The sequence below is a fragment of the Azospirillum baldaniorum genome, from assembly GCF_003119195.2.
Taxonomy (GTDB): Bacteria; Pseudomonadota; Alphaproteobacteria; order Azospirillales; family Azospirillaceae; genus Azospirillum; species Azospirillum baldaniorum.
The window spans coordinates 2,735,374-2,749,035 of record NZ_CP022253.1 but is presented as its reverse complement, the minus strand read 5'-3'; the positions used below and the strand labels follow the sequence as shown (position 1 = coordinate 2,749,035).

15 protein-coding genes are annotated in these 13,662 nt (G+C 68.5%); 11 read left to right on the top strand and 4 right to left on the bottom strand.

The features are described from left to right. Positions 1 to 59: 59 nt before the first annotated feature. Positions 60 to 1,433 carry a cysteine--tRNA ligase gene (cysS, locus tag Sp245p_RS12970; protein ID WP_014239490.1) on the top strand — a complete coding sequence of 458 codons (1,374 nt, stop codon included), beginning with the start codon at positions 60 to 62 and terminating at the stop codon, positions 1,431 to 1,433. Positions 1,434 to 1,437: 4 nt separating this feature from the next. Here cysS and Sp245p_RS12965 read toward each other — a convergent pair whose 3' ends face one another. After that, the gene (locus Sp245p_RS12965) at positions 1,438 to 2,634 is read right to left on the bottom strand and encodes an acyltransferase family protein (protein ID WP_014239491.1); all 1,197 of its coding nucleotides are present in this window, start codon (positions 2,632 to 2,634) and stop codon (positions 1,438 to 1,440) included. Between the two features lie 330 nt (positions 2,635 to 2,964). Here Sp245p_RS12965 and Sp245p_RS12960 point away from each other — a divergent pair, with 330 nt between their 5' ends. Then, on the top strand, positions 2,965 to 3,429 hold the full coding sequence (locus Sp245p_RS12960) for a preQ0 transporter (RefSeq protein WP_014239492.1): 465 nt from the start codon (positions 2,965 to 2,967) through the stop codon (positions 3,427 to 3,429). A gap of 128 nt (positions 3,430 to 3,557) precedes the next feature. Here Sp245p_RS12960 and Sp245p_RS12955 read toward each other — a convergent pair whose 3' ends face one another. Together Sp245p_RS12955 and Sp245p_RS12950 are read right to left on the bottom strand one after the other, a co-directional pair. Beyond that, positions 3,558 to 5,282, bottom strand: a complete 1,725-nt coding sequence (locus Sp245p_RS12955) for a CHASE domain-containing protein (protein WP_211114920.1) — start codon at positions 5,280 to 5,282, stop codon at positions 3,558 to 3,560. Between the two features lie 131 nt (positions 5,283 to 5,413). Beyond that, positions 5,414 to 5,788 (bottom strand): response regulator, encoded by a 375-nt coding sequence (locus tag Sp245p_RS12950; protein ID WP_129557171.1) that lies wholly within the window; start codon positions 5,786 to 5,788, stop codon positions 5,414 to 5,416. Between the two features lie 352 nt (positions 5,789 to 6,140). Here Sp245p_RS12950 and cimA point away from each other — a divergent pair, with 352 nt between their 5' ends. From cimA to Sp245p_RS12910, 8 genes are all read left to right on the top strand, one after another. Continuing rightward, on the top strand, positions 6,141 to 7,745 hold the full coding sequence (gene cimA / locus Sp245p_RS12945; RefSeq protein ID WP_014239495.1) for a citramalate synthase: 1,605 nt from the start codon (positions 6,141 to 6,143) through the stop codon (positions 7,743 to 7,745). A 16-nt stretch (positions 7,746 to 7,761) separates the two neighbouring features. Next, entirely contained in the window at positions 7,762 to 8,532 is a 771-nt protein-coding gene (locus Sp245p_RS12940; RefSeq protein WP_014239496.1) for an RNA methyltransferase, read from the top strand. A 74-nt stretch (positions 8,533 to 8,606) separates the two neighbouring features. Continuing rightward, on the top strand, positions 8,607 to 9,299 hold the full coding sequence (locus Sp245p_RS12935) for a PAS domain-containing transcriptional regulator (protein WP_244947718.1): 693 nt from the start codon (positions 8,607 to 8,609) through the stop codon (positions 9,297 to 9,299). A 156-nt stretch (positions 9,300 to 9,455) separates the two neighbouring features. Further along, on the top strand, positions 9,456 to 9,668 hold the full coding sequence (locus Sp245p_RS12930) for a hypothetical protein (RefSeq protein WP_014239499.1): 213 nt from the start codon (positions 9,456 to 9,458) through the stop codon (positions 9,666 to 9,668). A gap of 154 nt (positions 9,669 to 9,822) precedes the next feature. Beyond that, a complete protein-coding gene (gene cowN, locus Sp245p_RS12925; protein ID WP_014239500.1) occupies positions 9,823 to 10,119 on the top strand; it encodes a N(2)-fixation sustaining protein CowN in 297 nt (98 codons plus the stop codon). Between the two features lie 184 nt (positions 10,120 to 10,303). Next, a complete protein-coding gene (rpsD, locus tag Sp245p_RS12920) occupies positions 10,304 to 10,918 on the top strand; it encodes a 30S ribosomal protein S4 (RefSeq protein ID WP_014239501.1) in 615 nt (204 codons plus the stop codon). 71 nt (positions 10,919 to 10,989) lie between these two features. Next, positions 10,990 to 11,262 (top strand): AbrB/MazE/SpoVT family DNA-binding domain-containing protein, encoded by a 273-nt coding sequence (locus tag Sp245p_RS12915; RefSeq protein WP_129557170.1) that lies wholly within the window; start codon positions 10,990 to 10,992, stop codon positions 11,260 to 11,262. Continuing rightward, positions 11,252 to 11,563: a type II toxin-antitoxin system PemK/MazF family toxin gene (locus Sp245p_RS12910; RefSeq protein ID WP_041810905.1), complete on the top strand. Its 312-nt coding sequence runs from the start codon at positions 11,252 to 11,254 to the stop codon at positions 11,561 to 11,563. Before Sp245p_RS12915 ends, Sp245p_RS12910 begins: the two co-directional genes overlap by 11 nt. A gap of 114 nt (positions 11,564 to 11,677) precedes the next feature. Here the strand turns inward: Sp245p_RS12910 and Sp245p_RS12905 are convergent, their stop codons facing one another. Beyond that, the gene (locus tag Sp245p_RS12905) at positions 11,678 to 12,781 is read right to left on the bottom strand and encodes an alkene reductase (protein WP_014239504.1); all 1,104 of its coding nucleotides are present in this window, start codon (positions 12,779 to 12,781) and stop codon (positions 11,678 to 11,680) included. A gap of 205 nt (positions 12,782 to 12,986) precedes the next feature. Between Sp245p_RS12905 and Sp245p_RS12900 the strand changes: the two genes are divergently transcribed. Beyond that, positions 12,987 to 13,658: a TetR/AcrR family transcriptional regulator gene (locus tag Sp245p_RS12900; RefSeq protein WP_014239505.1), complete on the top strand. Its 672-nt coding sequence runs from the start codon at positions 12,987 to 12,989 to the stop codon at positions 13,656 to 13,658. Positions 13,659 to 13,662: the final 4 nt, after the last annotated feature.

Here is a 13,662-nt window from a genome sequence, read left to right as displayed (position 1 = left end):
CCGGCCCTCCCCCGCTGGGCGGGGGAGGGGGATGAACCTTTCACAGGAGATAGGGCGCCGTGCCGCTGGACCTCTACAACACGCTGACCCGCCGCAAGGAACGCTTCGAGCCGATGAGTCCGGACCGGGTGGGCATGTATGTGTGTGGACCCACGGTCTACGACACCGCGCACATCGGCAACGCCCGCCCGGTGGTGGTGTTCGACCTGCTGTTCCGGCTGCTGCAGCGGCTGTACCCGGCGGTGACCTACGTCCGCAACATCACCGACGTGGACGACAAGATCATCGACCGCTCGCGCGACAGCGGGGAGCCTATCGAGGCGCTGACCAAGCGCACAGCGGACCTCTACCACGCCGACATGGACGCGCTGAACGCGCTGCGCCCGACCATCGAGCCGCGCGCCACGCACCACATCTCGCACATGGTCGCGCTGATCGGGCTGCTGATCGAGCGCGGCCACGCCTATGCCGCGGAAGGGCACGTGCTGTTCTCCGTGCCGTCGATGGCGGAGTACGGGCAGCTTTCCCGCCGCTCGCTGGATGAACTGATCGCCGGCGCCCGCGTCGAGGTCGCCCCCTACAAGCGCGACTCCTCCGACTTCGTGCTGTGGAAGCCGAGCGCCGACGACCAGCCCGGCTGGGACAGCCCGTGGGGCCGCGGCCGGCCGGGCTGGCACATCGAATGCTCGGCCATGGCGAAGGAGCATCTGGGCGTCACCTTCGACATCCACGGCGGCGGGCTGGACCTGATCTTCCCGCACCATGAGAACGAAATCGCCCAGAGCCGCTGCGCCCACGGCGGCGAGCCGCTGGCCCGCTATTGGGTCCACAACGGCTTCGTGACCGTCGAGGGCGAGAAGATGTCCAAGTCGCTGGGCAACTTCTTCACCGTGCACGACCTGCTGGACGAGTTCCCCGGCGAGGCCATCCGCCTGACGCTGCTGAGCGCCCATTACCGCCAGCCGCTGGACTTCACCCGCGAGGGGCTGAAGCAGTCCAAGGCGACGCTCGACCGCTGGTATCAGGCGCTGCGCGGCGAGCCCGCCCCGGCGGACGCCGAACTGCCCTTCGATGTCTTGGCCGCTCTGGAGGACGACCTCAACAGCCCGCTCGCCATCTCCCACCTGCACGAACTGGCCTCCGCCGTGAACAAGGCGACGGGCGAGGCCGGGAAGGCCGCCGCCAAAGGCGCGCTGCGCGCCGCCGGCGAGGCGCTGGGCCTGCTCCAGCAGGATCCGGAGGCGTGGTTCCGCTGGGCGCCGAAGGGGGCCGCCGCCCTGTCGGACGCCGACATCCAGCAGCGCATCGACGACCGTCTGGCCGCCCGCAAGGCCAAGAACTACGCGGAGGCCGACCGCATCCGCAAGGAGCTGGCCGACCTCGGCATCGTTCTGGAGGACGGCCCGCAGGGCACGACCTGGAAGCGGGCGTAACGCTCTAGCCGGTCCGGCGCGCCATCGCCTCGCGGCTGCGCGCCGGACCGCTTTGCTTTTTCGCTTCCCCCGGCGGAACGCCGTTCATCAGGAAGCGCAGCGCCGGCGAGCGGCGCACCAGCCCGTGATGGACCACCAGCGGCACGAACAGGCCGACCGCGGTGATCACGGCGAATTCCAGAAGCGGCGGTGCGGTGACGGCCAGCAGGGCGAAGCCGGCGGCCATGACCACCAGATGGTGCAGCAGGTAGATCGTGTAGGAGGCCTGTGACAGCGCCCGCACCCGGCGGCTCTCCGCCGAGAAGAAGGACTGCGTCAGGCCGAGGACGAAGCGGAAGGCCGACCAGGCGGCGATGGCGCGCAGCGCCTCGTCGAGGAAGCGCACCGGCATGGGCTTCTCCACCCCGACCATGCCGATGTGGATGGCGAAGCACACCAGATAGGTCAAGGCCACGCCCCAGCTCGCCTTGGCGTAGCGAGCGGCCCCGCCCGGCCAATGGGCGATCAGCACCCCGACCGTGAAGAAGCCCGCCGAGGTGACGATGCTCACCGCCGTCGAGTTGGTCGGCACCAGCGGCGTCACCAGCAGGTCGGAGATGTTGTCGAAGCCCAGCACTCCCATCATGACGAGGCTGAGCAGGAGCGGCGGCAGCCAGTCCGGCGGATCGGCCAGCCAGCGGGCCAGCCCCGGCGCGCGCTCGGCCAGCCGCCGGTGCAGCGCGACCAGCAGCGGGTAGGCGAGGCAGAGCGCCAGCACGCTGATGAACAGCTCGACCAGGAACCACAGGTGATAGACGAGCCCACCGCTCCAGAAGGCTGTGGGAATGGTCTGGGTGATGAACTCCGCGGCGGTCAGGCCAGGGTCGATCGCGCGGCTTTCCATCCACAGCTGCGCGACGTTCAGCGTCACCGTCATGGCGACGAGCGGCACCAGCAACCGCGAGGCGCGCGAGGTCAGCACCTCCCGCGGCCCGTGCCGGCGCAGGCTGTGGGTGATCAGCAGGCCGGAGATCAGGAAGAAGGCGGGCATGCGGAAGCTGTGGATGAAGTCCGCGAACAGCCCGATCCAGGCGATGCCGTCGGGGGAGTTCATCACCCAGTCGTAGCCCGGCGTGTAGATCAGCGCCGCGTGGTAGGGCACGCCGAGGATCATCAGCAGGCTGCGCGCCGCGTCCAGGGAATGATCCCGTGTGTTGCCCATTCCAATTGATAAGCCCGCCGCCGCCATCGCCCTCACCTTTCGGGGTCTCTTTCGTTTCGCCTCTCCGAACGAACGCGCCAGGGCATCGTCCGGACGCGCTAGGGACGGTGGCGCATTCGGGGGACCGAGATGGTGGTAAGCCGTTCTTGCCGGTTGCGCTCCGTCCGCACCGGCGCGCGCCGAGGGCTCACGACGTTGGGGTTCACGACGCAAGGGTTCACGGCGATGACCTGAACCTGTTACAAGACCGCTGCGGAGCGCTCGCATTCACGCGGGTGGCGCCGTCGTTCGCGCCCGTATTTCCGCGGGTGGCTTTTGGAGGATTCCGTCATGCTCTGGCTCGCCGCCTACATTGGCAGCGTACTCGCCATCAACTACGCCTTCAGCCTGGCGCCGCATCTCGACCTCGTGTGGTCCTGCTGGGCCGGGTTGATCTTCATTCTGCGCGACATGGTCCAGGTCCGCTACGGCCACTGGTCGCTGGCCGCCATGCTGGCCGCCACGCTGCTGTCCTTCCTGCTGGCCGACCCCTTCGTCGCGACGGCCAGCGTCACCGCCTTCGCGGTGTCGGAACTGATCGACTGGGGCGTCTTCACCGTCACCCGCCGCCCGCTGCGCGACCGGCTGTGGATCAGCGCCGCCCTGTCGGTGCCGGTGGACACGGCGCTGTTCTTCGGCATGCTCGGCATCTGGGACCCGGCGGTCTGGGCGGCCAGCCTCGCGTCCAAGCTGGCCGGCGTGTCGGCGGTGTGGATGCTGATGCGCGCCCGGTCGGCGCGGTCGGCGACGGCCTGATCCGGTCCGGGATTTGGCAATCGCCGACTCGGTGACCCGCCGGGTCCGCCGCGGCTGGTCCCGGCCGTGCCGGGGCAACGCGGCGTCGGCGATTGCCAAAAGGACCGCAGGGTGTCAGGCCACGGAGGTCACGGTCTCGGTGGTCTGACGGGGGCCGGCGCCTCGTCGGGAATCTCGACCAGGAAGATGGCGCCGCGCCCCGGGCGCGACAGCACCCGCACCCGGTAGCCGAGCAGCCGGCTGAGCCGCGCCACGGTGGCGAGGCCGAGGCCAAGGCCCTTGCGCCGGTCGCGCTCCGGATTGCCGATCTGGTAGAAGTCCTCGAAGATCAGATGCAGCCGGTCCTGCGGGATGCCGGGGCCGGTGTCCTGCACCTTGATGGCGGTGAAGCCGCGCGCCTGCCGGCAGGTTACCCGGATGGTGCCGCTGTGGGTGTATTTCAGCGCGTTGCTCAGCAGGTTGCGGACGATCCGCTCCAGCATCGCCGGGTCGGTCGTCACGCGGGCGCCGCCGCAGGTGACGCGGAAGCCCAAACCCTTGCCGGCGGCCTCCAGCCGGCCTTCCTCGCAGATGCGCTCCAGGAAGACGGGCAGGTCCAGTTCGGACAGCTGCGGGCTGATCACGCCGGTTTCCAGCGTGGCGATGTCCATCAGCGAGTTCAGCAGGCGCTGGGTCGCCTCGAACCCGTCGCGGGCGGCGTCCACCAGCTTGCGCAGCCGGGGGCTGTCCGCCTGTTCGCCGATCATGTGCAGATAGATGCCCAGCGTCTGGAGCGGCTGGCGCAGGTCGTGGCTGGCGGCGGCGAGGAAGCGCGACTTGGCGGCGTTGGCTTGCTCCGCCTCGGCCCGCGCCAGGGCCAGCGCGTCGTAGCTGCGGCGCAACTCCGCCATGCGGTCGCGGTCCTGGAGCACGGAGTTGACGGTGGCGACCAGCAGCAAGGTGATGATCAGGCCGGCGAACAGCACCGCCCGCGGCGTGGCGCTGGCGACGCTTTCCTCGAAGGCGTGGGTGCCGGACAGGACGAGCGTCCAGGGACGGCCGAACACCTCGACGTAGAGAACCTCCTGAAAAGCGGCGTCCTGGGCGATCGCCGAATCGAACATCAGGGAGTCCGACGTGGCCTCCGTCCCGTCATGGACACGGATGTCCAGCAGTTGGGACGCACCCTGGCCCATGATGCTGCGCATCAGGTCGTGCGCGCGGAAGGGGCTGTAGACGAAGCCCAGCAGCGCCTCGCGCCGGTCGTTGGCGGTGGTCAGCGGCAGGGCTTGGTCGTAGACGGGCACATAGATGAGGAAGCCGGGCTGCACGTCTTCCTCGGTTTCCTGGACCAGCCGCAGCCGGGCGGTCGCCGCGGCGGTGCCGGTGCTCCTGGCGCGCTCCATGGCGGCCTGGCGGGTCGGCTCGGCGTGCATGTCGAAGCCGAAGGCCCGCAGGTTGCGGCTGGCGAAGGGCTCGATGTAGATGATGGGGAAATATTCGGGCCGCTCCCCTTCCGGCGTCACGCGGTAGCTGTAGAAGCCGGCGGCGTGCAGCGCCGCCTCGTGCTGTTCCCGGTCGGGCGCCTTCACGCGCTTGGCGTAGCCGATGCCTTGGATGCCGGGATAGCGGTCCTCCACATGCAGGCCGGTGACGTAGGCCCGCCATTCCGTGCGGCTGACCTGCCCGCCGCCGGCGTCCACCATCGCCACGGCGCCCTGCAGCATCTGTTCATAGGTGTCGAGCCGCGCCGTGACGTCACCGGCCAGATCGCGGGCCAGCGCGCGGAAGCGCGCCTCGGCCAGCCGGTGGTTCTGCTCGGTCAGCAACCACCAGGCGAGGCCGGTCAGCAGCAGCCCCAGCCCGAAGACCACCCAGCTTTCCCATGAGCGGAAGAGCCGTCCGTCGGGAACGGCGGTGCGCTTGCGCTTCGGCTCGTTGTGCCTTGGCCTGGGTGGCGCGGGGGGTGCCGGTGGTAACGGAAGGTCCATGCCGGTCCGGCCCGTCATGCCGTGCCGGCGGGCTGCTCCCGCAGCACCTTGGTCAGCACCGCCTGGAGATGGGGCGGCAGCACCGGCTTCTGCAGAACGGTCAACCCGCGGGCGCGGGCGTCGCGCAGCCCTTCGGTGGAGGTGTCGCCGGTGATGATGACGCCCGGCACCTCGGCCCCGGCCTCCGCCCGGATGCGGTCGATGGCCTGGACGCCGGTGCGCCCTTCGCGCAGGCGGTAGTCGGCCAGGATGGCGTGCGGCGTTTCCCCTGCGACGGACAGGCGGTCGACGGCCTCGCCCTCGCTTTCGGCGGTGACGACCCGGTACCCCCACATCTCCAGCAGGAGATTGAGGGCCTGCAGAACCGTCCGCTCGTCATCGATCACCATGACGAGCTTGTCCTGGTCGTCGTCACCCGCGGGAGTCACTGTGTCCAATCCATCCGTTCACAAAGGCCGGTGATCATACAGATCAACAGGCATCCGGCCAGAAAAGAGTACCGCACCCGTGAGATGGGCGCCATGCAGAGGGGCGGCTGTGTAGCACAGACGATGGTTTATTCGGTCAGTACATTTGTCCTATTACCTCCATTGCGCGCCTATGGCCGGAGCGGCAAAGCCCCGCATTCCTGGCGGGTTCGATCAAAAGCATTGAGATGGCGAAGCGCATCGTCCATTCTTCCGGCCCTCCGGACAGTCCTATGACCTTCCTTCGGGCGACCAATATCTTCGGGCGGCGGCAATGACGGGCGAACGCATCTATCTGTACGACACGACGCTGCGCGACGGGGCGCAGACCCAGGACGTGGATTTCTCCGTCGCCGACAAGATCGCCATCGCCCGCGACCTCGACCGGCTGGGAATCGACTATGTGGAAGGCGGCTGGCCCGGCGCCAACCCGACGGACGACCAGTTCTTCGCCGAGGCGCCGGATCTCGCCCGCTCGACCTTCACCGCCTTCGGCATGACGCGCCGTCCGGGCCGCAGCACCGCGAACGACCCGCAGCTCGCCGCCCTGATCCAGTCGAAGGCGCGCGCCGTCTGCATCGTCGGCAAGACCTGGGACTTCCATGTCGACGTCGCGCTGGCCATCCCGCGCGAGGAAAACATCGAGCTGATCGCCGACAGCATCGCCGCGCTGAAGGCCGCCAAGGGCGAGGCGCTGTTCGACGCCGAGCATTTCTTCGACGGCTACAAGCGCAACCCGGCCTACGCCGCCTCCTGCATCAAGGCCGCCTACGAGGCCGGGGCGCGCTGGGTCGTGCTGTGCGACACCAACGGTGGCACGCTGCCGCACGAGATCGACGAGATCGTCCGGCAAGTGATCGATGAGCACGGCATTCCCGGCGACCGGCTGGGCATCCATTGCCACAACGACACCGAGAACGCCGTCGCCAACTCGCTGGCCGCGGTGCGCGCCGGGGTGCGGATGGTGCAGGGGACGATCAACGGGCTGGGCGAGCGCTGCGGCAACGCCAACCTCGTGTCGCTGATCCCGTCGCTGATGCTGAAGATGGGCTGCGACGTCGGCATCAAGCCCGCCGACCTGCCGCTGCTGACCGAGATCAGCCGCAAGTTCGACGAGCGGCTGAACCGCGCGCCGAACCGCCACGCCCCCTACGTCGGCGCCAGCGCCTTCGCCCACAAGGGCGGGCTGCACGTCTCCGCCGTGGAGAAGGACCCGTCCTCCTATGAGCATGTCGAGCCGGAGGCGGTCGGCAACCGCCGCCAGATCGTCATGTCGGACCAGGCGGGCCGTTCCAACGTCATCGCGCGGCTGCGCGAGATGGGCATGGCCGTGGACCCGAAGGACGAGCGGCTGAACCGCCTGCTCGACATCGTGAAGCAGCGCGACACCGAGGGCTACGCCTACGACACCGCCGAGGCCAGCTTCGAGCTGCTGGTCCGCCGCGAGCTGGGCGAGGTGCCGGACTATTTCACCCTGAAGCGCTTCCACGTCACCGACGAGCGCCGCTACAACGCCAAGGGCGAGCTGGTGGTCGAGTCCGAGGCCGTCGTCCGCGTCAAGATCGGCGGCAAGGAGTATCACGAGGTGGCGTCGGGCAACGGCCCGGTGAACGCGCTGGACACCGCGATGCGCAAGGCGCTGGAGCCGCTCTACCCGCTGCTCGACGGGGTGAAGCTGTCCGACTACCGCGTGCGCATCCTGGCCGCCAAGGACGGCACCGGCGCCATGCCGCGCGTGCTGATACGCTCGCGCAACGGCGACGGGCAGGAATGGTCGACGCTGGGCGTCTCCACCAACATCATCGAGGCGTCGATGGAGGCGCTGGTGGACAGTTACACATTCAAGCTGTTTAAAGGCGGCGCAACACCGCGAAGCTGAGACCAAAGTTCAGATCATGACCTCCGGCAAAGACCCCAACCGGCCCTCCGTCCTGGGCGGCCCGACCATCATCCTCGTGCAGCCCCAGCTCGGCGAGAACATCGGCGCCTGCGCGCGGGCCATGCTGAATTGCGGCCTGACCGAGCTGCGTCTGGTGAAGCCGCGCGACGGCTGGCCGAACGAGAAGGCGGTGGCCGCGGCGTCGGGCGCCGATCCGGTGCTGGATGGGGCCAAGCTCTACGACACGACGGCGGAGGCCGTGGCCGACCTGAACGTGGTCTTCGCCACCACCGTCCGCACCCGCGGGATGATCCAGGAGTTCGTCACCCCGCGCGTCGCCGCGACGGAGCTGCGCGCCCATGTCGACTCCGGGCACAAGACTGGCGTGCTGTTCGGGCCGGAGCGCACCGGTCTGGTCAACGACGACCTGACGCTGGCTTCAACGCTGATCACCGTTCCGCTGAACCCGGCCTTCTCCTCGCTCAATCTGGCGCAGGCGGTCCTGCTGATCGGCTATGAGTGGTTCCAGACCGGCGAGACCCCACCCGACCGCGTTCTGCACACCGGCCAGACCCGCCCGGCGACCAAGGCGGAGCTGGTGAACTTCTTCGAGCATCTGGAAGGCGACCTCGACCGCACCGGCTTCTTCACCTCGCCGGAGAAGCGCCCCTCCATGGTCCGCACGCTACGCAACGCCCTGGAGCGGATGCAGATGACCGAGCAGGAGGTCCGCACCTTCCACGGCGTCGTCGCGGCGCTGACCGGACGGCGCAAGGGCGAACCGTAACCCTCTTCCCTAACCTCTTCCCTTCCGGGGCCAATCGCTGCCTATACTGCCCCATGGAATACACCTTGCAGCATATGGACGTTGGCCTCGTCCTGCTCGACGGCGACCGGCGCGTGGTGTCGGTCAACGCGTCCGTGGCGCGGATGCTGGGGCGCGACCGTCCGCTGCTGGGGGCCAGCCTGCACGACCTGCACCCGCCGGGCAGCCGCGCCAAGGTGGAACTGCTGCTGGCCGCGGCGCACGACCCGGACTCCCCCGCGGCGGCCAGTTCCATGATGGTGGCCCTGCCGGGACGGACCATTGTGGTGAAGGCCACCGCCCTGCCCCCGGGCGGCGGGGCCGCGCTGGCCCTGATGCTGTTCGAGGTGAACGGGAAGGCGTTTCCCGAGCCGGTTCCGCCGTCGTCCGCGGACGCGGCGCCCGAACCGGTCACGCCGCTGGTGAAACTGCCGATCACGACGCGCCAGGGTGTGGTGCTGATCGACCCCGCCGACGCGGTCTATGTGCAGGCCGACGGCCATTACACGCGGGTCCACACGGCGGATGGGGCCTTCTTCTGCTCGCTCTCCCTGTCGGAGCTGGAGGCACGGCTCGACGGGCGGCAATTCGTGCGGGCGCACCGCCGCTATCTGGTCAACCTGCGCCACGCCCAGGCCATCGACCGCAGCGACGGGCGGGCCGTCTTCGTCATGGCCGCCCCCGGCTCTCCCCGCGTGCCGGTCAGCCGCGGGCGGATCGAGCAGTTGAAGAAGCTGTTGGCCCTTTAGCCTTTCTCCTCACGCGCATCAGGGTTGTTCGCGCAGGCCTGTGACATCCCATGCCGGTTGATCCGCCTCAATCGTCCGGTGCCGCCGCAGGCGTAGAACAAAGCCATGGCCGGCGCCCGCATCGGGTGGGCGCCACGATGACGAGGAGATACGGCCATGGCTTTCCTGGACGACGACCACGCCTATGTGGACCAGCTCGTGGTGGAGTATTACGGCGACCGCCTGACCGGAATGGCGCCGGAGCGCCTTGCCGCTCTGCACGCCCTGTTCGGCGAGGTGATGTGGCACGAGGGGATCGAGGCGCTGACCCCGCAGCGGCTGAACACGCTGCTGGAGTTCACCGAGGAAGAGCTGTCAGACGCCGCCTGAATGGGCCGCCTGAATGGTAAGAGCGCGAACCGTTCGCGCAGCACTCCCGCCGTTCACGCCATCCGCCCGCCGTTCGTGCAGCGGGTCTTGTTCCTGGACCCGCCTTCCGCGATGAGGGATGTCAACACAACCCTCTTCCGCAGGAAGCACGACCGTGGACGCAACCGACACTCCCGACCGCTACGTCTCCTTCAAGGGCATCGACTGCGAGGGCAACTCCCGCCGCATCATCGAGCGCCTGTACATGCACATCGACGACCCGGCCAAGACCAACGCCTTCTGGGAACGTTTCCGGGCGAAGCTGGCCGTGGCCGACGATCCGTTGAAGCGTCAGGCGGACGGGCTGTGCCTGCTCTGCGCCAACGTCTATTACATCTCCGACCTCTTCGAGGAATACGAGGACGAGGAAGGTCTGGCCATGCTGCGCCAGCTCGAGGACGAGTGCTGCTGAGGCTTCGTGGTCCGGCACGACTCATGGTTTGACCCGACTCATGGTTTGACAAGGCGCGCCGAATCCGTATAGTGCGCGCCTTCACTCCTGGGAAAGCGGGCGTGCCTCTTGTTTGCGCCCCGTCCGCGGCCTGTTCCGCGGAACTACCGGGACAAAACCAACTCGTGTTCCATCGAGGACCAAAATGGCCAAGCGTCAACAGTCCAAGTACAAGATCGACCGCCGCCTCGGCGTCAACCTCTGGGGCCGTGGCAAGTCGCCGATCAACAAGCGTGAGTATGGCCCCGGCCAGCACGGCCAGCGCCGCAAGAAGCCGTCCGACTACGGCCTGCAGCTCATGGCGAAGCAGAAGCTGAAGGGCTACTACGGCAACATCGGCGAGAAGCAGTTCCGCCGCATCTACGCCGAGGCCGTGCGCCGCAAGGGCGACACCGGCGAGAACCTGGTGGGCCTGCTGGAGCGCCGCCTGGACGCGGTGGTCTACCGCATGAAGTTCGCGCCGACCCCGTTCGCCGCGCGCCAGATCATCAACCATGGCCACATCCTGGTCAACGGCCGCCGCCTGAACATCCCGTCGGCCCAGATCAAGGAAGGCGACACCATCGAGGTGCGCGCCAAGTCCAAGCAGATGGCCCTCATCCTCGAGGCCACGGCCTCGGGTGAGCGCGACACCCCGGACTACCTGGAAGTCGACACGGGCGCCCTGAAGGGCCGCTTCGTCCGCGTCCCGCTGCTGGCCGACATTCCGTACCCGGTCCAGATGGAACCGAACCTGGTCGTCGAGTTCTACTCGCGCTGACCGTTCGGCCCAGCCGACACGCGAAAGGCCGCGCCTCCGGGCGCGGCCTTTTTCGTTTGGGATGGGCGGTCGTGGCCGCCGGTGCTACTGTCGTGGAGCACCGGGTGATGGAGACGGCAATGCACATCTCGCGGCTGGCCGCCGACAACAGGGCGCTGATTCCCCAGGACGTCCGCGATGCCTTGGGCTTGAAGGAAGGAGACCCGATCCTGTTTTCCGTGAAGGACGGGCAGGCGGTGATCCGCAAGGCGCCCATCGTCGATACCGCTTATCTGAAAGCGCTGGAAGGCAGTCTGTCGGAATGGGCCTCGCCCGAGGACGACGAGGCGTTCGATGATCTTTGACCGCTGGTCCGTGGTGGTCCTTCCCTTTCCCTTCACGGACCTCGGTACAGCCAAGCGGCGGCCCGCGCTGGTTCTCTCGTCGGCGGACTTTCAGCAGGCTCATGGCCACATCCTGTGCGGCATGGTCACGAGTGCTGCGCACAGCGCGTGGCCTTCGGATGTCGAACTGACCGCCTATGCGGAGGCTGGTCTGAAGAAACCCTGCAAGTTCCGCTGCAAGCTTTTTACGCTTCAAGATGATCTGGTGCTCTATGGGCTCGGCATGCTGGCCGAGGCCGACCGGCTGGCCGTGCCGTGGTGACCTCCGGACTTCTGCCGCGATAGAGCTGCCGGCTTTCATGAAAAAAGCCGGAACCCTTGCGGGTCCCGGCCTTGAGGTGCGGGGATCGGGGGCAATCCCCGCGGGGGAGAGGGATCAGGCGTCGGCCGTTTCCAGCGCCGGATAGTCGGTGTAGCCGCGGGCGTCGCCGCCGTAGTAGCTGGCCTTGTCCGGCGTGTTCAGCGCCGCGTTGCGGCGGAAACGCTCCGGCAGGTCCGGGTTGGCGATGAAGGGCTCGCCGAAGCTCACCGCGTCCGCCGCGCCGGCGGCGATGGCCGCCTCGGCCTGTTCCTTGCTGTAGCCGCCATTGATGATGAAGGGGCCCTTGAAGATCCGGCGCAACTCCGCCGCGAGGTGCGGGGCGCCTTCCGGCGGGGCCATGTGGTGGCCCGGCTGACCTTCGATGACGTGCAGGAAGGCGAGGCCGAAGGGGTTCAGCACCTCGGTGACGTGGGTGTAGAGCGCCCGCGGGTCGCTGTCCGCCATGTCGTTGAAGGTGCCGGTCGGCGACAGACGGACGCCGACGCGGCCGGGGCCGACGGCGGTGGTCACCGCGTCCACGATCTCCAACAGGAAGCGCGCCCGGTTCTCCACGCCGCCGCCGTAGCGGTCGGTGCGCTTGTTGCTGCGGTCGCGCAGGAACTGGTCGATCAGATAGCCGTTGGCGCCGTGGATCTCCACGCCGTCCAGCCCGGCGTCGAACACCGCGCGCTTGGCGGCGTCGGCGAAGGCCTTGACCAGACCGGGAATCTCGTCGGTCTCCAGGGCGCGCGGGGTGGGGAAGGGCACCAGACCCTTGCTGGTGTAGGACTCGCCGGCGGCGGCGATGGCCGAGGGGGCGACCGGCAGGGCGCCGTTCGGCTGGAATTCCGTGTGGGAGATGCGGCCGACGTGCCAGAGCTGCGCGGCGATCAGGCCACCCTTGGCGTGGACCTCCTCCGCGATGCGGCGCCAGGCGAGCGTCTGCGCGTCGGTGTGGATGCCCGGCGTGCTGGGATAGCCCTGGGCGGTGGCCGAGACCTGCGTCGCCTCGGTGATGATGAGGCCGGCGGAGGCGCGCTGGCCGTAATAGTCGGCCATCAGCGGAGTGGGGACGTTGCCCTCGCCCGCGCGGCTGCGGGTCATCGGCGCCATGATGACGCGGTTCGGCAGCTCCATGGAGCCAAGACGCAGCGGCGTGAACAGATCGGCGGTGGTCATGATGCGGTGCCCTCTCGATTCAAAAATCGGGTCCCACGTTGGGGTGTCCCAAAGTGGGGTCCGGGGGTCCGCGGGTTGGGCGGCGCCCGGTATGTATGTGCGTACATACTTGCCAGCGCCATCCGGGCTTGTCAAGTATGCACGTGCATACCTATTATCATTTCAGCCGCCGCAGGGATCGGCGGCCAGTGAGAGGGCCTGCATCGTGGACAAGACCAACACCCCGGACACCGCCCCGGCGATCGACGACGGCTGTTGCGCCGCCGGGACCGACGCGCCCGCGCGCAAGCGCGACCGCGAAGCGACCAAGGGCGTGCTGCTGGACGCGGCCAAGATGGTGTTCGCCGAGCGCGGCTTCGACGCCGCGACCACGCGCGACATCGCCGGCCGCGCGGGTGTGAACGAGCAGTTGATCCAGCGCTATTTCTCGGGCAAGGCCGGCCTGTTGCTCGCCGTCGTGGAGCGCTACGGGCGCGAGGAGGGGAGCGGCTGCGCCATGCCGCCGCCCGGCGACGATCTGGAGGAGGATTTGGCGGCCTTCCTGCTGCACCAGCTCCGCCACGCCTGGAAGTGCCGCGACTTCACGCGGGTGATGCTGGCGCGCGCGCTGGTCGATCCGGACATCGCGAACGAAATGGCGCGCACCCTGTCGGAAAGCCGCATTCCCTGCCTGCTCAGCCGGCTGGAGATCTTTCGCGAGCGCGGCGCGATCGCGGCGGACGCCGACCTCGCCCACGTCGCGGCGGGCATCGCCACGCTCAGCTTCGGGCTGGGCTTCCTCGATCAGGTGGTCTTCGGACGCTGCCCGGACCGTGTCAACGAGGTGGTGAAGACGCTCGCCCACACCATGGCCCACGGCCTTGCGCCGCGGGCTTGAGCCA